Raw genomic sequence first — 18,825 nt, forward strand, 5'->3', positions numbered from 1 at the left:
CGAGGGCGCCGGGTGGGGGCGCCGGCTCATGATCCTCGCGCACCCCCGCCCCGGCCGCCCCGCCGCCCCCCGCGCTGCGGAAATCGCCGGCGCCCCCACCCGGCGCCCTCGCCCACCCTGGCGATGTGCGATCGACGCCGAGTTCGGCGCGCGTCAATCGCCGTACTTTACCGAGCAGCCGTACGGCGCCGTCGTGGCGACCGTGACGGGTTTGCCGGCGGTCGTTTCCTGGTAGGCGGCGAGCACGTAGTTCTTCGCGCCGTCGACGTCGGAGGCGTCGGCGCTCGGGCGATCGTCGATGGCGCCCGCGTAGACGAGGACGCCCTTCGCATCGACCAGGTACATGTGGGGCGTCGTCTTCGCGCCGTAGAGGCGGCCGACCTTGCCGTCGCCGTCGAGCAGGACCGCCGTGGGCACGGCGTTCTCGGCGGCGAGGTAGGCGTCCTCCTCGGCGGGCGTGACGAATCCCTGCTTGCCCGGCGCCGACGAGATGACGGTCAGCCACACGCCGCCCTGCGCGGTGATCTCCTTCTGCAGGCGCTGCATGTTGCCGCTGCCGTAGTGCTTCTTCACGAACGGGCAGCCCTGGTTGTGCCATTCGAGCACGACGACCTTGCCCTTGAAGTCGGACAGGTGGCGGGTCGCGCCCTTGGTGTCGACGACGGCGAAGTCGGGCGCCGGCTCGCCGACGCGCGCGACCTCGGTCGCGGCGATGGTGCGCGGCGCGCCGGCGATGGTCGAAGCGGCCAGGACCGCGGCGGCGAGGATGGTCTTCGATGCGCTCTTCATGTGGGGCTCCTTCTCTCGAGTTGATCGAGCTCGGTCAGAACCGTCTCGGTGGTGAGGATCTGCGGGAGGATGCGGGGCGGGTCCTTCTCGCGCCCCGTGTACAGGACGTAGAGCGGGACGCCGTCGCGCCCGAAGCGCTGCAGCGCCCGCGCGATGTCGGGGTCGGGCCGCGTCCAGTCGGCGCGCATGGGCACGACGCCCATGGCCTTCATCTTGGCCGTGACGGCGGGCGTCGCGAGCGCGAGCCGCTCGTTCACCTGGCACGTGACGCACCAGGCCGCCGTGAAGTCGACGAACACGGGCCGGCCGGCGCGCAGGTGCTCGCCGACGCGCTCCGCCGAGTACGGCTCCCAGGCGAGCGCGCCGCCGGCGCTGGGAACCATCGCCGTGGGCACGATCGTCGCGAGGACGCCGAGCGCGCCGGCGACGGCGGTTCCCGCGACAAGCCGCGATCGGCCGCGCGGCCGGCGCCCCGTGATCCACATCGCGAGCGCGACCAGGAGGATCGCCGTCAGCACCGCGAGCACGCCGGCGGGTCCCGCCTGCAGGCTCACGACCCAGACGAGCCACACGACGGTCGCCAGGAGTGGAAACGCCAGCACGTGCTTCAACGTCTCCATCCACGCGCCCGGCCGCGGCAGCCGCGCGCCGATCGCCGGCACGAGCGTGATGGCGACGTACGGCAGCGCGAGCCCGAGGCCGAGGCTCGTGAACACGCCGAGCGCGACGGCCGGCGGCTGCACCAGCGCATAGCCGAGCGCGGTGCCCATGAACGGCGCGGTGCACGGGGTCGCGACGACGGTCGCGAGCACGCCCGTGAAGAACGACGCCCGGTACCCGCCGCCGGCGGCGAGCCGGTTCCCGAGCCCCATGAGCGAGGCACCGACGGGCGAGACGTCGAGGAGCGTCAGTGCCATCCAGAAGAACAGCGTCGCGAGCAACGCCACCACGACCGGGCTCTGGAGCTGGAAGCCCCAGCCGAGCTGCGCACCGCCCGCGCGCACCGCGAGCAGCACGCCCGCCAGCGCCCAGAACGACACCAGCACCCCGAGCGCGTAGACGATCCCGTGCACACGCACGTCCCGTTGCGCCTCGCCGGCGAGCCCGACGAGACCGAGCGCCTTCAGGGCCAGCACCGGGAACACGCAGGGCATGAGGTTCAGGAGCAGCCCGCCCGCGAACGCGAGCACGAGCGGCATGAGCGCGAGACCCGCGGTGCCGACGGCGACGTCGATCGCGTACGCATGCCCGCCGACCGTGAGCACGCCCGCAACGGCCGCAAGCGGCGAGCGCGCGCCGCTCCACGGCGTCAGATCGAGGCGGAAGCCGTCCGGCGAGAGCGTCACCTCCTGCGGCTCGGCGTGCTCGATCGCTTCGCGCGCGAACGGGAAGAAGAGCGGCCGCGGGTCGAGGGCGCCGGTGACGCCTCGCGCGACCAGCGTGATCGCCTCCGGGCTCGCGTCCGCGGAGAGCTGCCAGCCTGGGGGAACCGCCGCCGGAAGCCGCGCGCGCGTCGCGTCGAACAGCGGCGTCGCGTCGGTCGGCCCCGGCGCCCCGCCGGCGACGGGGAGTCGGAGCGAGAGCGGGGCCGAGCCCGGGATGCACTCGTCACGGTCGCACACGAGCCACGTCGCCTTGGCGCGGATGTCGACCGTGCCGAAGCTCGGGAGATCGGCCGGAACGCGCAGCGTCACCGGCAGCAACGCTACGCCCTCGTAGCCGAAGTTCGTGAGCGGTCCCACCGGAATGCGCTCGGGTGTCGGCCACTCGATCGGGCCCGCGCTGAAGCCGGGAGGGAGCGTCCACTCGACACTCGGCGCTTCCCCCGAGTCACCCGGATTGCGCCAGTACACGTGCCAGCCGGGCTCGAGCGCGAACCGGAGGCCGACGGCGGCGGCGTGGCCGGGCTGGATCGAGGCGCGGTCCGCTACCAGCTCGACCTGCACGTGCGGCGCGACGACGGGCGCGGACAGCGCCCGTGCCGACGCCAGCGCGAGGCCGAGCAGCGCGAGGAGGGTTCGAGGCATTCCGGTGCGCCATTTAGGTCGCAATTTCGGAACTCGGTCCAGTCCCGAAATCCAACGACCCGGGCAGCACAGGGTTGACGCACGGTCGACGGCGTCCACGGCGACGATGCGCCCCACACGATCGCAGACGATCCTCGGGGCCGTCCTCTTCATTGTGTCGGCCGTCAGGGTCGGCTCGCTCTCCGGCCGCAAGGCGATCCCGAAGGGCACGGCGACCGCGATGGAAGGCCCCGGCGAGCCCCAACGTCGCCGACATGAAGACACTGGTGAAGACCCTCTGAGCGACGGCCTCTGCGGGGGGACGGAGCCCCATGGTTGACACCGAGAGTTCCCCAGGGCTACAGCGCGGCCCGCAGTGCACGTACGGACCGGCGCCGAGCCGTCGCTCGATTACCTGTCGGCGCGCGATCCGAGCGAGCGCGTGCTCGCCCTCGCGACGATGCTTTGGGGCGCCGTGCTCTCGACTTGGCTCACGTGGTTGTTCTTCAGGGCCCCGCCGGATCTGTTGCACTGGAACCACGAGGGAGCATCGTACATCTACCGGCTCGTCGAGTTCGTCGACTGTCTCCGGGCTGGCCAGCCCTTCCCGCAGTGGGCGAGCGACTTCCGCGGCGGCCTCGGGAGCCCGTACTTCGGGTACTACCAGCCCGGCTTCTTCTACGTCGCAAGCGCGTTCACGTTGTTTTTCTCGACCGCGAGGGAAGCGCTCGGCGGCGCGCTCTGGCTCTTTTCGCTCGCGGGCTTCCTCGCCACCGCCGCACTCGTCCGTGCGCGCTTCGGTGGTGTGGCTGGTGTGCTCGCCGGGTCGGCGCTCCTTCTCTCCCACTATCCACGTCTCGAGATCTATGTCCGTGGCGATCTCTCCGAGTACGCCGCCATGATGACGTTGCCCATTGCGCTCTGCGCGCTCACACGGTGGCTCGAGGACGCTCGCCCGCGCTCCTGGAGCGCGCTCGCCCTTGCGAGCGGTGCACTGGTCGTCTTACACGCAGGCGTCGGTCTCATCGGCTATGGCTTCCTTACGCTCGCGACGCTCTGGTACGCGGCGGCGCTCGGAGCCTGGCACCGCGGCCTTTCGGCGGTGGGAGCGCTGCTGCTCGGAATGGGATTGGTCGCCTTCTACTGGTTTCCCGTTGCGTTCGAGTGGTCGCTCGCGAGCGGCGATCGCGTCGCCTACGGTCCATACCACTACGGGTACCATTTCATCGATGCGCGTCAGCTCTTGGGCTGGGAGGGCCGCCTCACGTTCGTGTCGGTCGACCTCGAGCCGGTCGTCCCGGCGCTCGCGATCGTCGGTCTCGTAATGCTTGGTGTACGGCGCGGTGAGCATAGATCGACACAGCGACGCCTCGTCGGGCTCCTTTGGACCGTCACCGCGCTCAGCATGTTCCTGATGACACCGGCATCGCAGTTCGTCTGGGAGCGGCTACCTCTCCTCCGGCTGCTTCAGTTCCCGTGGCGGCTGCTCGTCGCGCTGACCGTGGCAACCGCGATGCTCGCGGGCTGCCAACCCCTGTTGCCTCGCGTCGTTGCAGGGGGCGGGATCCTGGCCTTGCTCTGGTGGGCGGCGGTCGGGCTCACGCCTGGACCCCTCATCCGGTACCCGGTCGTACATGACGGCGCGGACCTTCGGGGTATTTTTTTTGTACCGGATCTCGCCGGCGAGTGGCTACCGCCCGATGCGCAGGCGTTCCGTGCAAGAACGGTCCCGCGTGAGCTGCGCTGCATCCCCGAGTGCGAGAGGGCGTCGATCGATCGGGGGCAGGGCTGGATCCGGGTCCGGGTCACAACGGAACAGGGCGCGTCCGTGGTCGTGCCACAGTACTTCTTCCCTGCCGGCTGGCGGGTCACCCTCGACGGACAGCCGGTCGAGACGGACAAGGATCCGGCCGGCCTGCTGCGCGTGACGGTACCACCCGTGCGCGACGGCGTAATCGAAGCACGCTTTCACATGACGCCGATGCGCCGCCTGGGGGTGGCCGTCTCCGCGGTCGCGTTCGTTCTCTGGCTCGCGCTAGTCGCGATGTCGCGCGACGGAACTGTGCGCACGATTGGTCGCCGACGGCCCTCCACGTCTGGGCCCCGATGAGCGCCCCGCCGCTCGACGTCAAGTCCGAGCGGATCCTTTGGATCGGCGCACTGGTGGTGTGCGCACTGTCACTCGGCCGCGCGGTCCCTTCGTGGCGTGACGAACTCGCGGCCAAGTACGACCTGGTGTACGAAACGCCGAGCCTGCGTACGATCGAGTTGTTGCGTGACGACCGGAATCCCTACGACCCGGCGGTGTACGCGCACGCTCCTTTCTGGATCACGATGTACACGCCGCTGTATCACGCGATCAGCGCGACGATGCCGAGCGATCCGCAGCGTCCGTTCCTCGCCGGGCGCATCGTCAATCTGAGTTGCGTGCTGCTGCTCGTCGCGCTGCTCTTCGTCGTCCGCGAGGGCGAGAGCTCGCTCGCGGCACTCGCACTCGGCGCGTTTTTCCTGGTGCGACCGGTGTGCAGCAACGCGGCGATCCTCAAGGGCGACTTCCTCGGCGTGATGTTCGCGTTCGTAGCGGTGCTGTGCGCGGACCGAGCTCGCGTGAGATCTGCTTGGATCCTACCCAGCGCGCTCTGCTGCGTGCTCGCCATCGCGTCCAAGCAATCGATGGTTGCGGCGAGCGCCGCGTGCGTCGCCTTCATGCTGCTCGCGAACCGCCGCCGCGGACTCGCCTTGAGTATCCTGCTCGTCTCACTGCTGGGCGCGTTCGCTCTCCTCGCGCAACTCAAGTGGGGCGACGGCTTCTGGTTCTCGATCTGGACGGCGCCGCAGAACCCGATGAGCGGCGCGATCTTCCGATGGCTGTGGAGGGAGATGTTGTGGCAACCGGTAGCGATGCTCAACTTGGTGTTCGGTCTGACGATGCTCGCTGTCCTCGTCGCACGCCGTGGTCGTGGAGCCTTCACGGAGTCGCCCTTCGTGATCTACTGGATCGCGTCGGCCGCGGTGTTGCTCGCGACGCTCGGCAAGCTAGGCGCGGCGGCGAATTACTTCCACGAGTGGGAGTTCGCTTCGCTCGCATTGATGGTGTTCGCCGGTCGCGAGGTCGCAGCGGCGTTCGGCGGGCGGCGATTCGCGATCACGGTCTCGGCCGTGATGATCGTAGCCGCGGGCACCGAGCTCCTCCTGACGCGCGGTAATCCGATGAGCTACACCTTTGCCACGCCCGAAGGTAATCGTCGGGCCGCGGAGCAAGCCGAGAAGGACGCGGCCGACATTCGGCAGATCTCAGGTGATTCGCCCAAGATCCTCAACCTCTACTACCCCGGCATCGGCTACCCGCTGCCAGGAGAAATCTGCGTCAACGATCCCTACCTGTACGCGCTGCTATTCCAGAGCGGCAAGCTTTCGCCGGAAATTCTCCAGGACGCGCTCGCGGCGCGCGAGTTCGACTCGGTCATAGTCCCGATCAATTTCCTTTCAGGTGGCTACCCGGTCGCTCGCGAGCTGCTGACGCCCTTGCGGGAGAACTACGGAATCGCCAAACGTTTCGCCCACCGAGCAACGGGGCCCACCGCGGGGTTCGACTACCTCGTACCCCGGCCCAGCAATTGAGCGATCTCGCGCTCCGCCGTCGGCTTCAGCGCGCGGCGAACCGTCGGGCGTGTTGGGGTAGTCGCAACGGCACGCCGCCGTACGCTTCTCGGCGCTTCCCGTGTGGCGGCTTCACGCTCAGTGCGTGCGAGGCGTATCTGCCGCCGTCGACGAAAAGCCCGCACAAACCTGTTCGCGAGGAGATCCCGTAGGGGCGAGCCCCTCCTTCGCCCACATGAAGGCGTAGCTTCGCACGCCCTGCGTCACAGCGGAGCCCGACGACCGGGTCGTGCGGCGGCTTGACGCCCACAGAGAGCGAGGCGTATCTGCCTCGTCGACCGAGAAGCCGGCATCGGGCTAGCCCGAGCAACCCTCCCGAGGAGGCGAAGTGGACTTTACGAACCTGCTCGTCCCGCTCATCTGTGGTGCGGTCGGCGGCAACCTCGCGGCGGGCGCCATCCCGCAACGGAGCCTCGGCATCGTCGGCAACTCGCTGGCCGGCATCTTCGGCGTCGGGATCGGCGGCTCGTTGCTGCACGCCCTCGGGCTCTTCGCCACCCTGGACGCAGGTGGCGGCCTCGGCTCGATCCTCGGCCAGGTCGCGAGCGGGGGAGTCGGCGGCGTGGTGGTCCTCCTCGCCGTCGCCCTCGTCAAGGGCGCGCTGTCGAAGGCCTAGACGCGCAGCGGCCGATTACGCGAACAGGTGCGCGTGCATCGCGGCGAGCGACGCGAGGTCGTGCACGTCGCGCGCGAAGTTCGGGACCTCGACGAACGGGATCGCCCGCGGCAGCTCGCTGCGGAACTGCTCGGTGCGGAGCTGCTCCCCGCGCGCGAGCGCCTGGTAGTCGGCAAAGTTGGCGGCGAGCGCCGCCGCTTCCGCGGCGCCGACGGCGCGAGCCAGCAGCCGCTCCATCTCGGTCGCGTCGTCCGGATCGACGACGTCGCCGCGCGCGCTCGCGCGGAGCTCCGGATGCACGCGATTCATGACGACGCCCTTGAGCGGCATGCCGAGCTCCGCCATCTTCCCGGCCAGGTACTCCGCGTCGCCCAGCACCTGCTCCTCCGGGCTCGACACCACGACGAAGGCCGTCCCGGGGCCCCGCAGCACTTCGTAGGCCCGCTCGATGCGCACGTGGAAGTTCTCGAAGAGCCCGCTCATGCTGGCGAAGAAATCCGATATTTCGGCGAGCGCGGCGACGCCGGTCGCCTGCTCGAGGCGATGCAGGAGGAAGCCCGCCGTGCGGTTGACGGCGCGCAGCGCCGACCAGCCGGCGCTCCAGTAGGGCCGCACGAACCACTTGATCACGCTGCGATCGAGGAAGTCGTCGATCCGGCGCGGCGCTTCGAGGAAGTCGAGCGCGTGGCGCGTCGGCGGTGTGTCCACCACGATGAGGTCGTAGGCCCCGCTCTCGACCAGCACGCAGAGCTGCTCGATGGCCATGTACTCCTGCGAGCCGGCGAAGGTCTGCGACAGGTGCTGGTAGAACGCGTTGCCCAGGATGCGGGCGCGCGCCTCGGGCGGCGCGTGGCGTTCGACGAGCGCGTCCCACGCGCCCTTCTGGTCGAGCATCATCGCGGAGAGTGGCGCGCGCGGCTCGAGCCCCTGGGCGACGAAGAGCTCGCGGGGGATCTCGCGCGGCTCGTGACCCAGCGTCTCGAGACCGAGCGAGGTCGCGAGACGGCGCGCCGGATCGATCGTGAGCACGGCCGTCCGCCGGCCCTGGAGCGCCCCCCACACGGCGATCGAGGCCGCGACGGTCGTCTTCCCCACCCCGCCGCTGCCAGCGGAGATGACGACCTGGTGGCGCTCGACGAGCTTGCGGAGCTTCATGCCCGGCGCGCGGCCGGTAGGGCCGCACCCTCCTCGAGGTGCCGCGACAGGAGGTCGATCTCGGCGGCGCCGAACTCCTCGGCGAAGAGGTACGGCAGCTCGACGATCGACGCCTGCCCGAGCGCGGCGCGCAAGCGCTCGGCGTGCTGCGCGTTGATCGCGGCCCAGCCGCTCTCCTCGGTCGCGCGCGCGGCGACCGCGGCGAGGATCGTGCGCTCGTCGCCGTGCGCCGCCTCCGCCGCGCGCTCGACCCGCTCGATCACCTCGGCGGTGAAGCGACGCGCGTGCATGCGGTTCACGATGACCGCGCCGATCGGCAGGTGGAGCGGGCCGGCGATCTGCGCGTGCGCCTCGAGCGTCTCGGTGACCGGCATGTCCTCGGCCAGCGTCACGAGGTGCACCGCGGTCGTCGCCGGATCCTGCAACAGCTCCACGACCTTCGTCGCCTCGCGCTCGACGAGCCCGGCCCCGAACGTGTCGCGGGCGGCCTGCGGCATGCGGAGATAGTGCAGGCCGTGACCGGTCGCCGGCGCGTCGACGACGATCACGTCCCACGCCGGACGCGTGCCCTCGCGACGCGTCGCCTCGTACCAGACCTTGCCGACCGTCATCAGCTCCTTCAACCCCGGCGCCGCGGCCACGAAGTACTGGTAGATGCGGCTCGAGAACACGGTCGAGAGCAGACGGCGCACCGGGATGATGAGGCCGAGATACTCTTCGAGCGCAGCGCGGCCGTCGATCGAGACCACGGAGAGGTTCGCGTCGATCGCGCTCGGCGTGCCAACCGACGCAGGTGCCCCGAGCACGGCGGGCAGGCGCCCGCCCGCCTCCATCTCGACCGCGAGCGTCCGAAACCCCCGCCGCGCGAACAGGCGCGCCAGCGCGCACGCGACCGTCGTCTTCCCCACCCCGCCCTTGCCGACGACGAAGTGCAGCCGCCGCGCGAACGGCGCGGTCACGACAGGCGCCGGAACGCGAGGCAGACGTTCGTCCCGCCGAACCCGAAGGAGTTGGAGAGCGCCACCTCGACCGACGCTTCACGCGCCGTGTGCGGGACGTAGTCGAGGTCGCACGCGGCGTCGGGATGGTCGAGGTTGATCGTCGGCGGCAGGACGGAGTCGCGGAGCGCCAGCACGGTGATGCCGGCCTCGACGGCGCCGGCCGCACCGAGAAGGTGGCCGGTCATGGACTTCGTCGAGCTGATGGCGAGCCGCCGGGCATGCTCGCCGAAGACGCGCTTCACCGCCAGCGTCTCCGCCTCGTCATTGTACGGCGTGCTCGTGCCGTGCGCGTTCACGTAGCCGACGGCCTCGGGCGCGATCGCGGCGTCCTCGAGGGCGAGCGCCATGCACTCGGCGGCGCCGACGCCCTCGGGCGCGGGCTGGGTCATGTGATAGGCGTCGCAGTTCGCGCCGTAGCCCGCGATCTCGACCAGCGGCCGCGCGCCGCGCGCCGTCGCGTGCTCGAGCGACTCCAGCACGAGCATGCCGGCGCCCTCGGCGATGACGAAGCCTTCGCGGTCCTGGTCGAAGGGGCGGCTCGCGCGCGTCGGATCGTCGTTGTAGCTGGTCGCGAGGGCGCGCATGGCGGCGAACCCGCCGACGCCGATCAGCGTCACCGGCGCCTCGGCGCCGCCGGCGAGCATGACGTCCTGGGTGCCGTCGCGGATGAGACGCACGGCCTCGCCGAGCGCGTGGGCGCCCGACGAGCAGGCGCTCGTCGTGGCGAAGTTCGGGCCGCGCGCCCCGAAGCGCATCGCCACGTGGCCAGCGGCCATGTTCGGGATGATTCGCGGGATGAAAAACGGCGAGACCTTTCGGAACTCCTTGCGTACGAAGAGGCCGTAGGCCTCCTCGATGCTCGACACCCCGCCCATGCCGACGCCGACGATCACGCCGGCGCGCGCCGGATGCGCGAACGGCACCGGCAGCCCGGCCTCGGCGACCGCCATCTGCGCCGCCGCGAGCGCGTACTGGACGACCAGGTCGGTCTTCTTGAGGTCCTTCTTCTCGAGCCACTGCAGGGGCTCGAAGTCCGGGACCTCGCCGCCGATGCGCACCGGCAGGTACGAAGCGTCGAAGCGCGACACGGGGCGAACGCCCGATCGTCCGGCAATCAACCCCTTCCACGTCGTCTCGGCGCCGGTCCCGAGGGGCGTGACCAGCCCGACGCCCGTCACGACGACGCGGCGCCGTCTGCCGTTGCCGTACAAGGTTGCGATGCTAGGGGCCGCCCCGCGGGTAGTCAACTCATCGTGCGAGCACGCCGAGCCCGTGCGCCCACAGCGCGAGGTAGCTCACCATCACGCCGAGCGCGGCGAGACCGGCGACGAGATCGCGCCGCGCCGGGCGCGCCCGCAGATACGTCGTCCGCGGGCGACCCGAGTTGAAACCGCGCAGCTCGAGCGCCATCGCCATGCGATCGGCGCGACGGAGCGCGCCCACGAACACCGGAACGATGACGGGGACGAACCGGCGCAGGCGGACGATCACTCCGCCCTCGTCCATGCGAAGCCCGCGGCAGCGCTGGGCCTGGACGATCGTCCCGGCCGCGTCGAAGAAGAGTGGCACGAGGCGGAAGGCGAGCGTCAGCACGAACCCGATCTTGTACGGTACGCCGAGCCGTCCGAGGGCGTACGCGATCTCCTCCACGCGCGTGGTGGCAAGGAAGAGGAGCCCGGTCGCGAGGAAGGTGTCGAGCCGGATGGCGGTCGAGAGGCCGAACTCGAAGCCCGCGCGGGTCGGCACGAACACGGTCTTGAAGAAGAACGTCCACACGACGAGCGTGAACACGAACACGACCACGAACAGCGTCCGGAAGCGGCGGACCACCGGCAGCGCATCCGCCACGACGAGCAGCACGCCCACGATCGCGCCGAGCGGCAGGAGGTACGCCGGCGCGTCGACGACGAAGGCCGCCAGCACGAGGGCGACCAGCCCCGCGAGCTTCGTCACCGGATGCAATCGGTGGAGCGGGCTCGGCGTCGGCACGTAGAGCGAGAGCGTCACGAGCGTCCCCCGCGTGGCATCCAGGCCAGGAGCTCCTCGACCGTGAGCGGCGTGCAACCGAACGCCTGTCCGAGCCGCGTCACGTCGGGGGCACGGAACGAGGCGTGCGCGACGAGGGCCGGATCGGCGAAGAACCCGCGCACCGGTCCGTCGTAGCCGATCCGGCCCTGCGCCAGGAGGACGACGCGCTCGGCGTACTCGGCGATCACCCAGGGCGTGTGCGTGATGATGACGATCGTGCGGCCGGCGGCGTTGAGTGCGCGCAGGAGCTCGAGCATCCGCACCTGCTCGGGATGGTCGAGGCCCGTCGTCGGCTCGTCGAGGACGAGGGTCTCGGGGCGCATCGCGAGCACCGAGGCGACGGCGAGGCGTTGCCGCGCGCCCTTGTCGAGGAGGAACGGATCGGCCGACCGGTCCGCCAGGCCGACTGCGGCCAGCGCTTCGTCGACGCGGGCCGCGACCTCGTCCGCAGCGAGGCCGAGGTTGCGGGGCCCGAACGCGACCTCGTCGGCGACGGTGGCGGCGAAGAGCTGGTGGTCGGGATCCTGGAAGACGAAACCGACGCGCCCGGCCACGCCTTCGAGCGAGAGCGTCGCGATGTCGGTCCCGGCCAGGAGGACGCGTCCGTCCGTGGGCGCGAGGAGCCCGTTCATGTGCTTCGCGAGGGTCGTCTTGCCCGATCCGTTGCGTCCGACGAGCGCCAGGAGATCGCCGCGGCCGACGGTCAGGCTGACGTCGCGCAGGGCTTCGCGTCCGTCGCCGTAGCGGTGCGTCACGTGCTCGATCCGCACGAGCGGCTCGCGCGCGCGCGGCGGTGGGTCGGGAGCCGTCGGCGGCACTGGCACGAGGCGGCGAGCCCGCAGGCGATCGGCGGCCGTCTCGACGTCGAGCGGCGGATCGGCGAGACCGAGCGCGGCGAAGACGCGCGCCGCATCCGGCGGCCGAACCCCGGCGGTCTCGCATCGCTTCGCATCCCCGAGGACGAGCGCGGGCGGACCGGCCGCGATCACCCGACCCGACTGCAGGAGCACGACGAGGTCGGCCCGCTCGGCGGCAACCGTGTCGTGCTCGACGAGGACGACGGTGCGGCCGCGCGCAGTCGCGCCGTCGAGCACGCCCAGCACCTCGCGCCGCCCGACGGGATCGAGATCCGTCGTCGGCTCGTCGAGCACCAGGATGTCGGGCTCGAGTGCCAGCAGCCCCGCGATCGCGAGCCGCTGCTTCTCGCCGCCCGAGAGGGTCGTCGGATCGCGCCCCTCGAAGCCCGTGAGCCCGACGGCGCCGAGCGCCGCGGCGATCCGCTCGGGCATCCGGGCAGGCGGCACGCCCATCTGCTCGAGCCCGAAGACGACCTCCTGCGTGACGTCGGTCGAGAAGAGCTGCGCCTCGAAGTCCTGGAACACCATGCCGATCGTGCCCGCGAGATCGCCGACGGTCCGGTCGGAGACGAGCTGGTCGCCGAGCCGCACCTCGCCCGACACCGTGGCCGGCGTGAAGCAGGGCACGATACGGGCAAGGCAGCTCGCCAGGGTGGTCTTGCCGGCGCCCGTCGCGCCCATGACGAGGGTGAGCGTCCCCGCGCCGAGACGCAGCGATACGTCCTCGAGCGCCGGACGCTCCCGCCCGTCGTAGCGGCACGTGAGCGCGCGCGTCTCGACGCCCGCGCTCACAGGAGCGCGAGCCCCACCGCCGCCGTCGCGATGATGGGCAGGAGACCGAGCCCCATCTCCGCCGTCCCACCCGTCGTGTGCACGACCGACCACGGCGGCGTCCACCGTCCGAGCCCGATGAGCTCGCCTGCGGCGAACCCACCGACCGTGCCGGCGACGACGAGCGCGACGCCGAGCGCCCGGCGCGCGCGAGACGTCGGCGCGCGCGGCGGCAGCAGATCGCGGAAGAGCAGACGCGCCCGCGCGATGCGCGGATACAGGACGCCCAGGAGGAGCGGCGCCAGGACCGCCGCCGCGACGAGGTTGTTCGCGAGCACGAGCGGCCCCAGCACCGTGAACGGATGGAAGCCGAGCGTGTGCAGACCCCAGCCGACGATCGTCGCGCAGAGCGTGCTCGCGAGCGCGATGACGAGCAGGAGCCCGAGCCAGCGCACGGGGCCGCCGCCGACGGGCGGCGCGTCCGTCACGGCGCCCCAGACCGCGTACGGCACGAGGCCGTAGCCCAGGTTCGCCACGAAGCCGAACAGGTCGCCCGGCCCGAGACCGCCGAAGAAGTCGCCGATCAGGTTGCCGAACGCCGCGCCCCACGCCCCCGCCGGCCCGAACAGGAAGGAGCACACGATCGGCACCGCGTTGGCCGGCCGGAACTCGGTGACCCCGGGGATCAGGGGAACCACCTTGAAGGGAATGAGGATGGCGGCGTAGAGCGCCGCGCAGATCGCGGTGAGCACGACCATGCGCGTCGAGCGCCACATCGCGAAGAGCCCGGCCACGTGGTTCGCCCGTTATCCGCCCGCAGGTGCTCCTTCAACTCGCGCGCGTTGACTCCCCGTGGGCCATCCTCTAGGTGCCTCGCATGTCGCTGCGTACCCTGGTGGTCGCCGTCGTGCTGGTCGCGGGCGCGCTCGGCTGCGCCGGCAAGAAGCCGACGCTTCCCGCCGACGAGCTGTGGACCGAGGCCAACGAGGCGTTCGAGGACGAGGCCTACGACTACGCCGTCCAGAAGTACAAGGCCCTCCTCGACCAGTATCCGTTCGACGCCCACGCCGAGGAGGCGGAGCTGAAGATCGCGCAAGCGTACTACCAGGCCGATCGTTACCCGGAGGCGATCGCCGCGTTCGGCAACTTCGAGCGCATGCACCCGACGAGTCCGTTCCTGCCGTCGGTCGAGTACTACCGCGGCCTCTCCTACATGGCGCAGTACACGACCGCCGATCGCGATCAGCAGGCGATCAAGAACGCGCTCACGTCGTTCCACAACATCGTCGACCGGTTCCCGAATACGCCCTGGGCCGAGCGTGCCAACATTCGCATTCGCGAGTGCCGCGAAGCGCTCGCACGGCACGAGGCCGAGGTCGCCACCTACTACCTGCGGCGCAAGAGCATCCGGGCGGCCGAGAGCCGGCTGCGGGGCCTGCTGACCGAATACCCCGAGACCGACGCGACCGCCGACGTGCTGGCGACGTTCGGCGCAGCGTACACGGACCGCGAGGAGACCGAGGGTGCGAAGCTCGCGTACGAGACGATCCTGCAGCTACGCCCGCAGGGCCCGCTCGGCGAGGAAGCCCGCAAGGAGCTCGGCAGCGACCCGCCTCCGACCGACGAGGCCCTACCAAAGCTGGTCGCGTTCATCGACAGCTCGCGCGTGCGTCCCGATCGCGTCGCCGTCCCCAAAGCCGTGTCGGCGTATCCCGACACGGGCAACACGACCGGCCAGCGCTACTGAAGCTGCTCTCCGTCCTCGACGACGGGCTCATCGCGGCGCTTCGCGCGTCGGACCGGCGTCTCGTCCGGCTCGAGACCGGCGGGGAGGGGTGACGGCGGAGCGGTCCGCGAGGTCGGGGGCAGGGCTTCGGCTTCGGCTACGCCGCGCGACAGGACACGCGGCTCGTCTCGGGGCTACATTTCGTCGCGCCGCTTCGCAGGCGCCTCCGCCCTGCCCCCGACCTAGCGACGCCACGCCGCCGCACGCCCGCGCGTCGCCGGTCGGCGCGACGCCGCTTTCGCGCTCCGACGCTTCGGCCACGTGGAGCCCTACGAAGCTTCGAACACCGTCCGTCCCGCGACGACGGTGCGGAGAACGCGTGTGGACGGCAGGTCGTCGAGCGAGCAGGCGAGCGGGTCGCGGTCGACGACGATGAAGTCGGCGTGGCTGCCGGGGGCGAGCGTGCCGATGCCGTCCCAGCCGAGCACGCGCGCGGCGTCGCGGGTCCACATGGAGAGCGCCTCGGCGCGCGTCACCTTCTGCGCGGGGCCGTCGTTGCGATGGCCGCTGCCGCAGAATCGGTGCGTCTCGGCGAGCTGGACGTGCTCGAAGACGTTCTTCGGCCCCCAATCGGTGCCGCAGCCGACGACGAGGCCGGCGTCGAGCAGCCGGCGCAGCGGGATCAGATCCGCCCAGACGTGCCGCCCCACGCGCTCGGCGAAGAGATCGCCCTTCCCCCACGAGAACGACATGCTGGTCGTCACGCGAAAGCCGAGCGCGGCGTAGCGGCGTGCCTGCTCCGGGGTCACGAGGTAGGCGTGCTGCAGGATCCAGCCGCGCTCGCGTATCGACGGATCGCGCGCCGCCACCGCCTCGGCGCGCGGCAGGAAGTCGTCGTGGTCGCGGTAGCCGGCGCCGATGAAGTTGAGTCGCAGCCCGCGCGCCGCGCAGAACCCGAGCGCACGCTCCTCCTTCTCCGGCTCGACGAACGTGACGCCCGTGGTCGGCTCGCCGTACGGACCGCGGTAGGGCTCGTGCATGCGCAGGAAGCCGGGCCAGCAAGGGCCGCCGCGCGAGAGCGTGACGCCGTCGGCGCGTAGCCAGTCGTCGCTCCGGTCGGTCATGGCGAGCGCTTCCTCCAGGTGCTCGTCGAACTCCGCCATCGACAGCCCGTGCGTCCAGGGAAGCCCGTACGCCTCCGCCTCGAGCGCGGTCAGCACCCGAACGGTGAGCGCTCCCTCGGCGCGTAGCGCGCGGTAGGCCCCGATCTCGCCGTGACCCATCGCGTGGCCCTCGTACACCGCCGTCACGCCGAGACGGTTGTACGCCGCCATCGCGCGGCGCGCCCCGGGCAGCACCGTCTCCGGTCGCAGGAGCGGGAGCTCGCGGAGCAGCCGGTTCATGAACGCGTCGTTCGTGTAGTAGTTGTTGACCGAGCCCGTGAGGCGGCCGGTCGGCTCGCCGCCCGCGTCCTTCTCGATCCACACGTTCTCGACCCGAGCCGGCGTCTCGCGCCCGAGGCCGAGCGCCGCGAGGCCCGCGGAGTTGAACGCGCACACGTTGGGGATGACGGGCGCCCACGCCTGGATCCACACGGGGTGGTCGCGCGTCGCGCGATCGAGGACGTGCCGGTCGGGCAGCATGCGCTCGGGAAGGTCGCGCCACGAGCGACGCAGGAAGTAATGGGGCTCGCCGACCGGCGTCGCCATGACCCACTCGCCCGGCGGCGTCCCGGCGGCGCGACGGGCCAGGCGCGCGACGATGTCGTCGTGGTCGCGCGCGTCCGAGAGGTCGACCAGCGGCTCGGCGAAGGCGCCGAAGTGGATCAGGTGCGGATGCGTGTCGACGAGGCCCGGCATGATGGTCGCGCCGCCGACCGGCACGCGCACGGCGCCGGCACCCGCGACGCGCGCCATGTCGGACGCCGTCCCGACGGCGGCGACCTTCCCGTCGCGCACGACGAGCGCCTCGGCCGGCGGCGTCCCGCCGTCCATCACCAGCACGCGGCCACCGTGGTAGAGGGTCGTCCCCCGCTCCATCGCTCGCTCCTAGTCGCGCAGGTAGTGGCAGGTGTAGCCGTCCGGGTGCTTCTGCAGGTAGTCCTGGTGGTACTCCTCGGCGGGCGTGAACGGACCGGCCGCGACGATCTCGGTGACGATCGGCGCCGGCCACCTGCCGCTCGCGTCGACGCGCGCCTTCACGCGCTCGGCGACGGTGCGCTGGGCGTCGGAGGTGACGAAGATCGCGGAGCGATACTGCGAGCCGACGTCGTTACCCTGGCGGTTCTTCGTGGTGGGATCGTGCATGCGGAAGAACCACTTCTCGAGCAGGTCCTCGTACGAGAGCCGCGCGGGATCGAACATGATGCGCACCGCCTCGGCGTGCCCGGTCGTCCCGGTGTGCACGTCGCCGTAGGTCGGGTGCTCGATCGTCCCGCCGGTGTAGCCGACCTCCGTATCGAGCACGCCGGGAATGCCGCGCAGGATCTCCTCCATGCCCCAGAAGCAGCCGCCGGCGAGGATCGCGGTCTCGGTCGCGGACGCGGACGCGCATCCGGCAGCGTCGTTCGCCGTGCACGCGGTGGTTCCGGGGACGCCTGCCGACGCCGTGGGCGCCGCGGTGGCCGTGATCGCCGCGCGGGTCGGCGCCGTGCGCTCGCCTTCCCGGCAGGCGACGGCGAGCAGCGCCGCGAGCGCGAGGGCCGCGACGGCGCCGAGGGCGCGCGACACGCTCACCACCGCGTCGGCCTGTAGTCCTTCAGGAACAGGCCCCAGACGTGCTCGCCGGTCTGGAAGCCCGAGAAGATGGGATCCAGGATGCGCGCCGCCCCGTCGACGACGTCGAGCGGCGGGACGAAGCCGTGCTCGCTGCGCTTGCGCTCCGCGACGGGCGCAGGATCCTCGTCGGTGATCCAGCCGGTGTCGACGCTGTTCATGTGGATGCCGTCCTTGACGTAGTCGGCGGCCGACGTCCGCGTCATCATGTTGAGGGCCGCCTTGGCCATGTTCGTGTGCGGATGCTTGTCGGTCTTGAACGCGCGGTAGAACTGCCCCTCCATCGCCGACACGTTCACGATGTGCTTGTCGTACGTCCGCTCGCGCAGCATGAGCGCCTTCAGGCGCGCGTTCAGGACGAACGGCGCGACCGCGTTCACGAGGTGCACCTCCAGCAGCTCGACCGCCGACACCTCGTCGAGCGCCAGGCGCCAGCTGTTGCGATCGCGGAGGTCGACCTGCTGGAGATCGGCGTCGAGCTCACCGGCGGGGAAGATGTCGTGTCCGCGTCGCAGGTCCTCTTCGAGCAGCGCCACCTGGCTCGCCCGCACCGAGTCGACGAGCGCGCGGGGCGCCGCCACCCCGGTGGTCCCGCCCAGCCGCTCGTGCCCCTCCAGCAGGCGCTGCTCGGCCATGGGGCGGGAGGCGATCGGCTCGGTCTCCGTGCGCAGCAGATGATCGTAGAACCCGGCCGGTCGCCGCACGGTCTGGCACGCGTTGTTGACGATGAAGTCGAGGCGATCGAAGCGGGAGATCACCTCGCGGCAGAACGTCTCGACGCTCGGCGTATGGCGGAGGTCGACGCCGTACACGGCGAGGCGCTCACCCCACTGCGCGAAGTCGGGCTCGCGCGCGTAGCGTTGCGCGGCATCGCGCGGAAAGCGCGTGGTCGCGATCACCCGCGCGCCGGCGCGCAGCAGCATGATGGCCGCGTGGTACCCGATCTTCACGCGGGCGCCCGTGACGAGGGCCACGCGGCCGCGGAGATCGGCCGTCTGATAGCGCTTGCGCCAGTTGAGAGCGGCGCACGGCTCGCAGAGCGAGTCGTAGAAGAAGTGCACCCGCCGGAACTCCTCCTTGCAGACGTAGCATGTGCGCGCCTCGCGCAGCTCGTCGCTCACGGGCTCGGGCGACGGGAGCTCCGCCGCGCCCGGCCGCGGCGTCGGGTAGACCGCCGCCCGTCGCAGCGCGCGTGCGCCCGTGCGCTCGAGGACGGCCCCGTCGGTCCGGCGCTGCTCGTCGCGCTCGCGGCGCCGGAAGGCGCGGGCGAGGCGGCGTCGCGAAACGGGATCGGGACGCGCGATCCGGCCCGCTGCCGTGAGCAATCGCGTGCGCAGGTCGAGATCCAAGAGCGCGAGGAGGCTCCGGTCGTCGACGATCGCCTCGAGGAGGTCGGTCGCACGCGCGAGCTCCGCGACCCAGTCGGTCTGCGTCGGCACGGG

The 18,825-nt window shown here is 71.3% G+C and carries 14 protein-coding genes and 1 pseudogene; 4 read left to right on the plus strand and 11 right to left on the minus strand.

Annotated elements, in window-relative coordinates; genetic code table 11:
- Positions 1 to 153: 153 nt before the first annotated feature.
- Positions 154 to 789, minus strand: a complete 636-nt coding sequence (locus tag VMS22_14195) for a thioredoxin family protein (protein HXJ35179.1) — start codon at positions 787 to 789, stop codon at positions 154 to 156.
- Positions 786 to 2,816 carry a protein-disulfide reductase DsbD domain-containing protein gene (locus VMS22_14200; GenBank protein ID HXJ35180.1) on the minus strand — a complete coding sequence of 677 codons (2,031 nt, stop codon included), beginning with the start codon at positions 2,814 to 2,816 and terminating at the stop codon, positions 786 to 788. Before VMS22_14200 ends, VMS22_14195 begins: the two co-directional genes overlap by 4 nt.
- A gap of 355 nt (positions 2,817 to 3,171) precedes the next feature.
- Between VMS22_14200 and VMS22_14205 the strand changes: the two genes are divergently transcribed.
- The 3 genes from VMS22_14205 (at position 3,172) to VMS22_14215 (ending at position 7,071) form a co-directional block, all read left to right on the plus strand.
- A complete protein-coding gene (locus tag VMS22_14205) occupies positions 3,172 to 4,905 on the plus strand; it encodes a hypothetical protein (protein HXJ35181.1) in 1,734 nt (577 codons plus the stop codon).
- Complete coding sequence (locus VMS22_14210) at positions 4,902 to 6,416, plus strand: hypothetical protein (GenBank protein ID HXJ35182.1); 1,515 nt, start codon at positions 4,902 to 4,904, stop codon at positions 6,414 to 6,416. The genes VMS22_14205 and VMS22_14210 overlap by 4 nt, the downstream gene beginning before the upstream one ends.
- A gap of 367 nt (positions 6,417 to 6,783) precedes the next feature.
- On the plus strand, positions 6,784 to 7,071 hold the full coding sequence (locus VMS22_14215) for a hypothetical protein (GenBank protein ID HXJ35183.1): 288 nt from the start codon (positions 6,784 to 6,786) through the stop codon (positions 7,069 to 7,071).
- A 15-nt stretch (positions 7,072 to 7,086) separates the two neighbouring features.
- Here the strand turns inward: VMS22_14215 and VMS22_14220 are convergent, their stop codons facing one another.
- Genes VMS22_14220 through VMS22_14245 form a run of 6 tightly spaced genes read right to left on the minus strand, consistent with a single transcriptional unit; the run spans position 7,087 to position 13,677 of the window.
- Entirely contained in the window at positions 7,087 to 8,226 is a 1,140-nt protein-coding gene (locus VMS22_14220) for an ArsA-related P-loop ATPase (protein HXJ35184.1), read from the minus strand.
- Positions 8,223 to 9,185, minus strand: a complete 963-nt coding sequence (locus tag VMS22_14225; protein HXJ35185.1) for an ArsA family ATPase — start codon at positions 9,183 to 9,185, stop codon at positions 8,223 to 8,225. The genes VMS22_14220 and VMS22_14225 overlap by 4 nt, the downstream gene beginning before the upstream one ends.
- Complete coding sequence (gene fabF / locus VMS22_14230; GenBank protein ID HXJ35186.1) at positions 9,182 to 10,438, minus strand: beta-ketoacyl-ACP synthase II; 1,257 nt, start codon at positions 10,436 to 10,438, stop codon at positions 9,182 to 9,184. Before fabF ends, VMS22_14225 begins: the two co-directional genes overlap by 4 nt.
- Positions 10,439 to 10,475: 37 nt before the next feature.
- The gene (locus VMS22_14235; GenBank protein ID HXJ35187.1) at positions 10,476 to 11,234 is read right to left on the minus strand and encodes an energy-coupling factor transporter transmembrane component T; all 759 of its coding nucleotides are present in this window, start codon (positions 11,232 to 11,234) and stop codon (positions 10,476 to 10,478) included.
- Positions 11,231 to 12,904 carry an energy-coupling factor transporter ATPase gene (locus VMS22_14240; GenBank protein HXJ35188.1) on the minus strand — a complete coding sequence of 558 codons (1,674 nt, stop codon included), beginning with the start codon at positions 12,902 to 12,904 and terminating at the stop codon, positions 11,231 to 11,233. The genes VMS22_14235 and VMS22_14240 overlap by 4 nt, the downstream gene beginning before the upstream one ends.
- Complete coding sequence (locus VMS22_14245) at positions 12,901 to 13,677, minus strand: QueT transporter family protein (protein ID HXJ35189.1); 777 nt, start codon at positions 13,675 to 13,677, stop codon at positions 12,901 to 12,903. Before VMS22_14245 ends, VMS22_14240 begins: the two co-directional genes overlap by 4 nt.
- An 83-nt stretch (positions 13,678 to 13,760) precedes the next feature.
- On the opposite strand from VMS22_14245, the gene bamD reads away from it, so the two are divergent.
- Complete coding sequence (gene bamD / locus VMS22_14250) at positions 13,761 to 14,630, plus strand: outer membrane protein assembly factor BamD (GenBank protein HXJ35190.1); 870 nt, start codon at positions 13,761 to 13,763, stop codon at positions 14,628 to 14,630.
- Between the two features lie 308 nt (positions 14,631 to 14,938).
- Here the strand turns inward: bamD and VMS22_14255 are convergent, their stop codons facing one another.
- The 3 genes and pseudogenes from VMS22_14255 to VMS22_14265 form a co-directional block, all read right to left on the minus strand.
- Positions 14,939 to 16,648 (minus strand): amidohydrolase family protein, encoded by a 1,710-nt coding sequence (locus tag VMS22_14255; GenBank protein HXJ35191.1) that lies wholly within the window; start codon positions 16,646 to 16,648, stop codon positions 14,939 to 14,941.
- Between the two features lie 9 nt (positions 16,649 to 16,657).
- Positions 16,658 to 17,140, minus strand: a pseudogene (msrA, locus tag VMS22_14260) (peptide-methionine (S)-S-oxide reductase MsrA).
- Between the two features lie 200 nt (positions 17,141 to 17,340).
- Positions 17,341 to 18,822, minus strand: a complete 1,482-nt coding sequence (locus VMS22_14265) for an SDR family oxidoreductase (GenBank protein ID HXJ35192.1) — start codon at positions 18,820 to 18,822, stop codon at positions 17,341 to 17,343.
- Between the last annotated feature and the right edge of the window lie 3 nt (positions 18,823 to 18,825).

Source organism: Candidatus Eisenbacteria bacterium (assembly GCA_035577985.1).
Taxonomy (GTDB): domain Bacteria; phylum Desulfobacterota; class Binatia; order DP-6; family DP-6; genus DATJZY01.

Bases quoted from the DNA above. Each gene is read 5' to 3' on its own strand.
- VMS22_14195 (HXJ35179.1), bottom strand. From the start codon at position 789: ATGAAGAGCGCATCGAAGACCATCCTCGCCGCCGCGGTCCTGGCCGCT.
- VMS22_14200 (HXJ35180.1), bottom strand. From the start codon at position 2,816: ATGCCTCGAACCCTCCTCGCGCTGCTCGGCCTCGCGCTGGCGTCGGCA.
- VMS22_14210 (HXJ35182.1), top strand. From the start codon at position 4,902: ATGAGCGCCCCGCCGCTCGACGTCAAGTCCGAGCGGATCCTTTGGATC.
- VMS22_14220 (HXJ35184.1), bottom strand. From the start codon at position 8,226: ATGAAGCTCCGCAAGCTCGTCGAGCGCCACCAGGTCGTCATCTCCGCT.
- bamD (HXJ35190.1), top strand. From the start codon at position 13,761: ATGTCGCTGCGTACCCTGGTGGTCGCCGTCGTGCTGGTCGCGGGCGCG.
- VMS22_14255 (HXJ35191.1), bottom strand. From the start codon at position 16,648: ATGGAGCGGGGGACGACCCTCTACCACGGTGGCCGCGTGCTGGTGATG.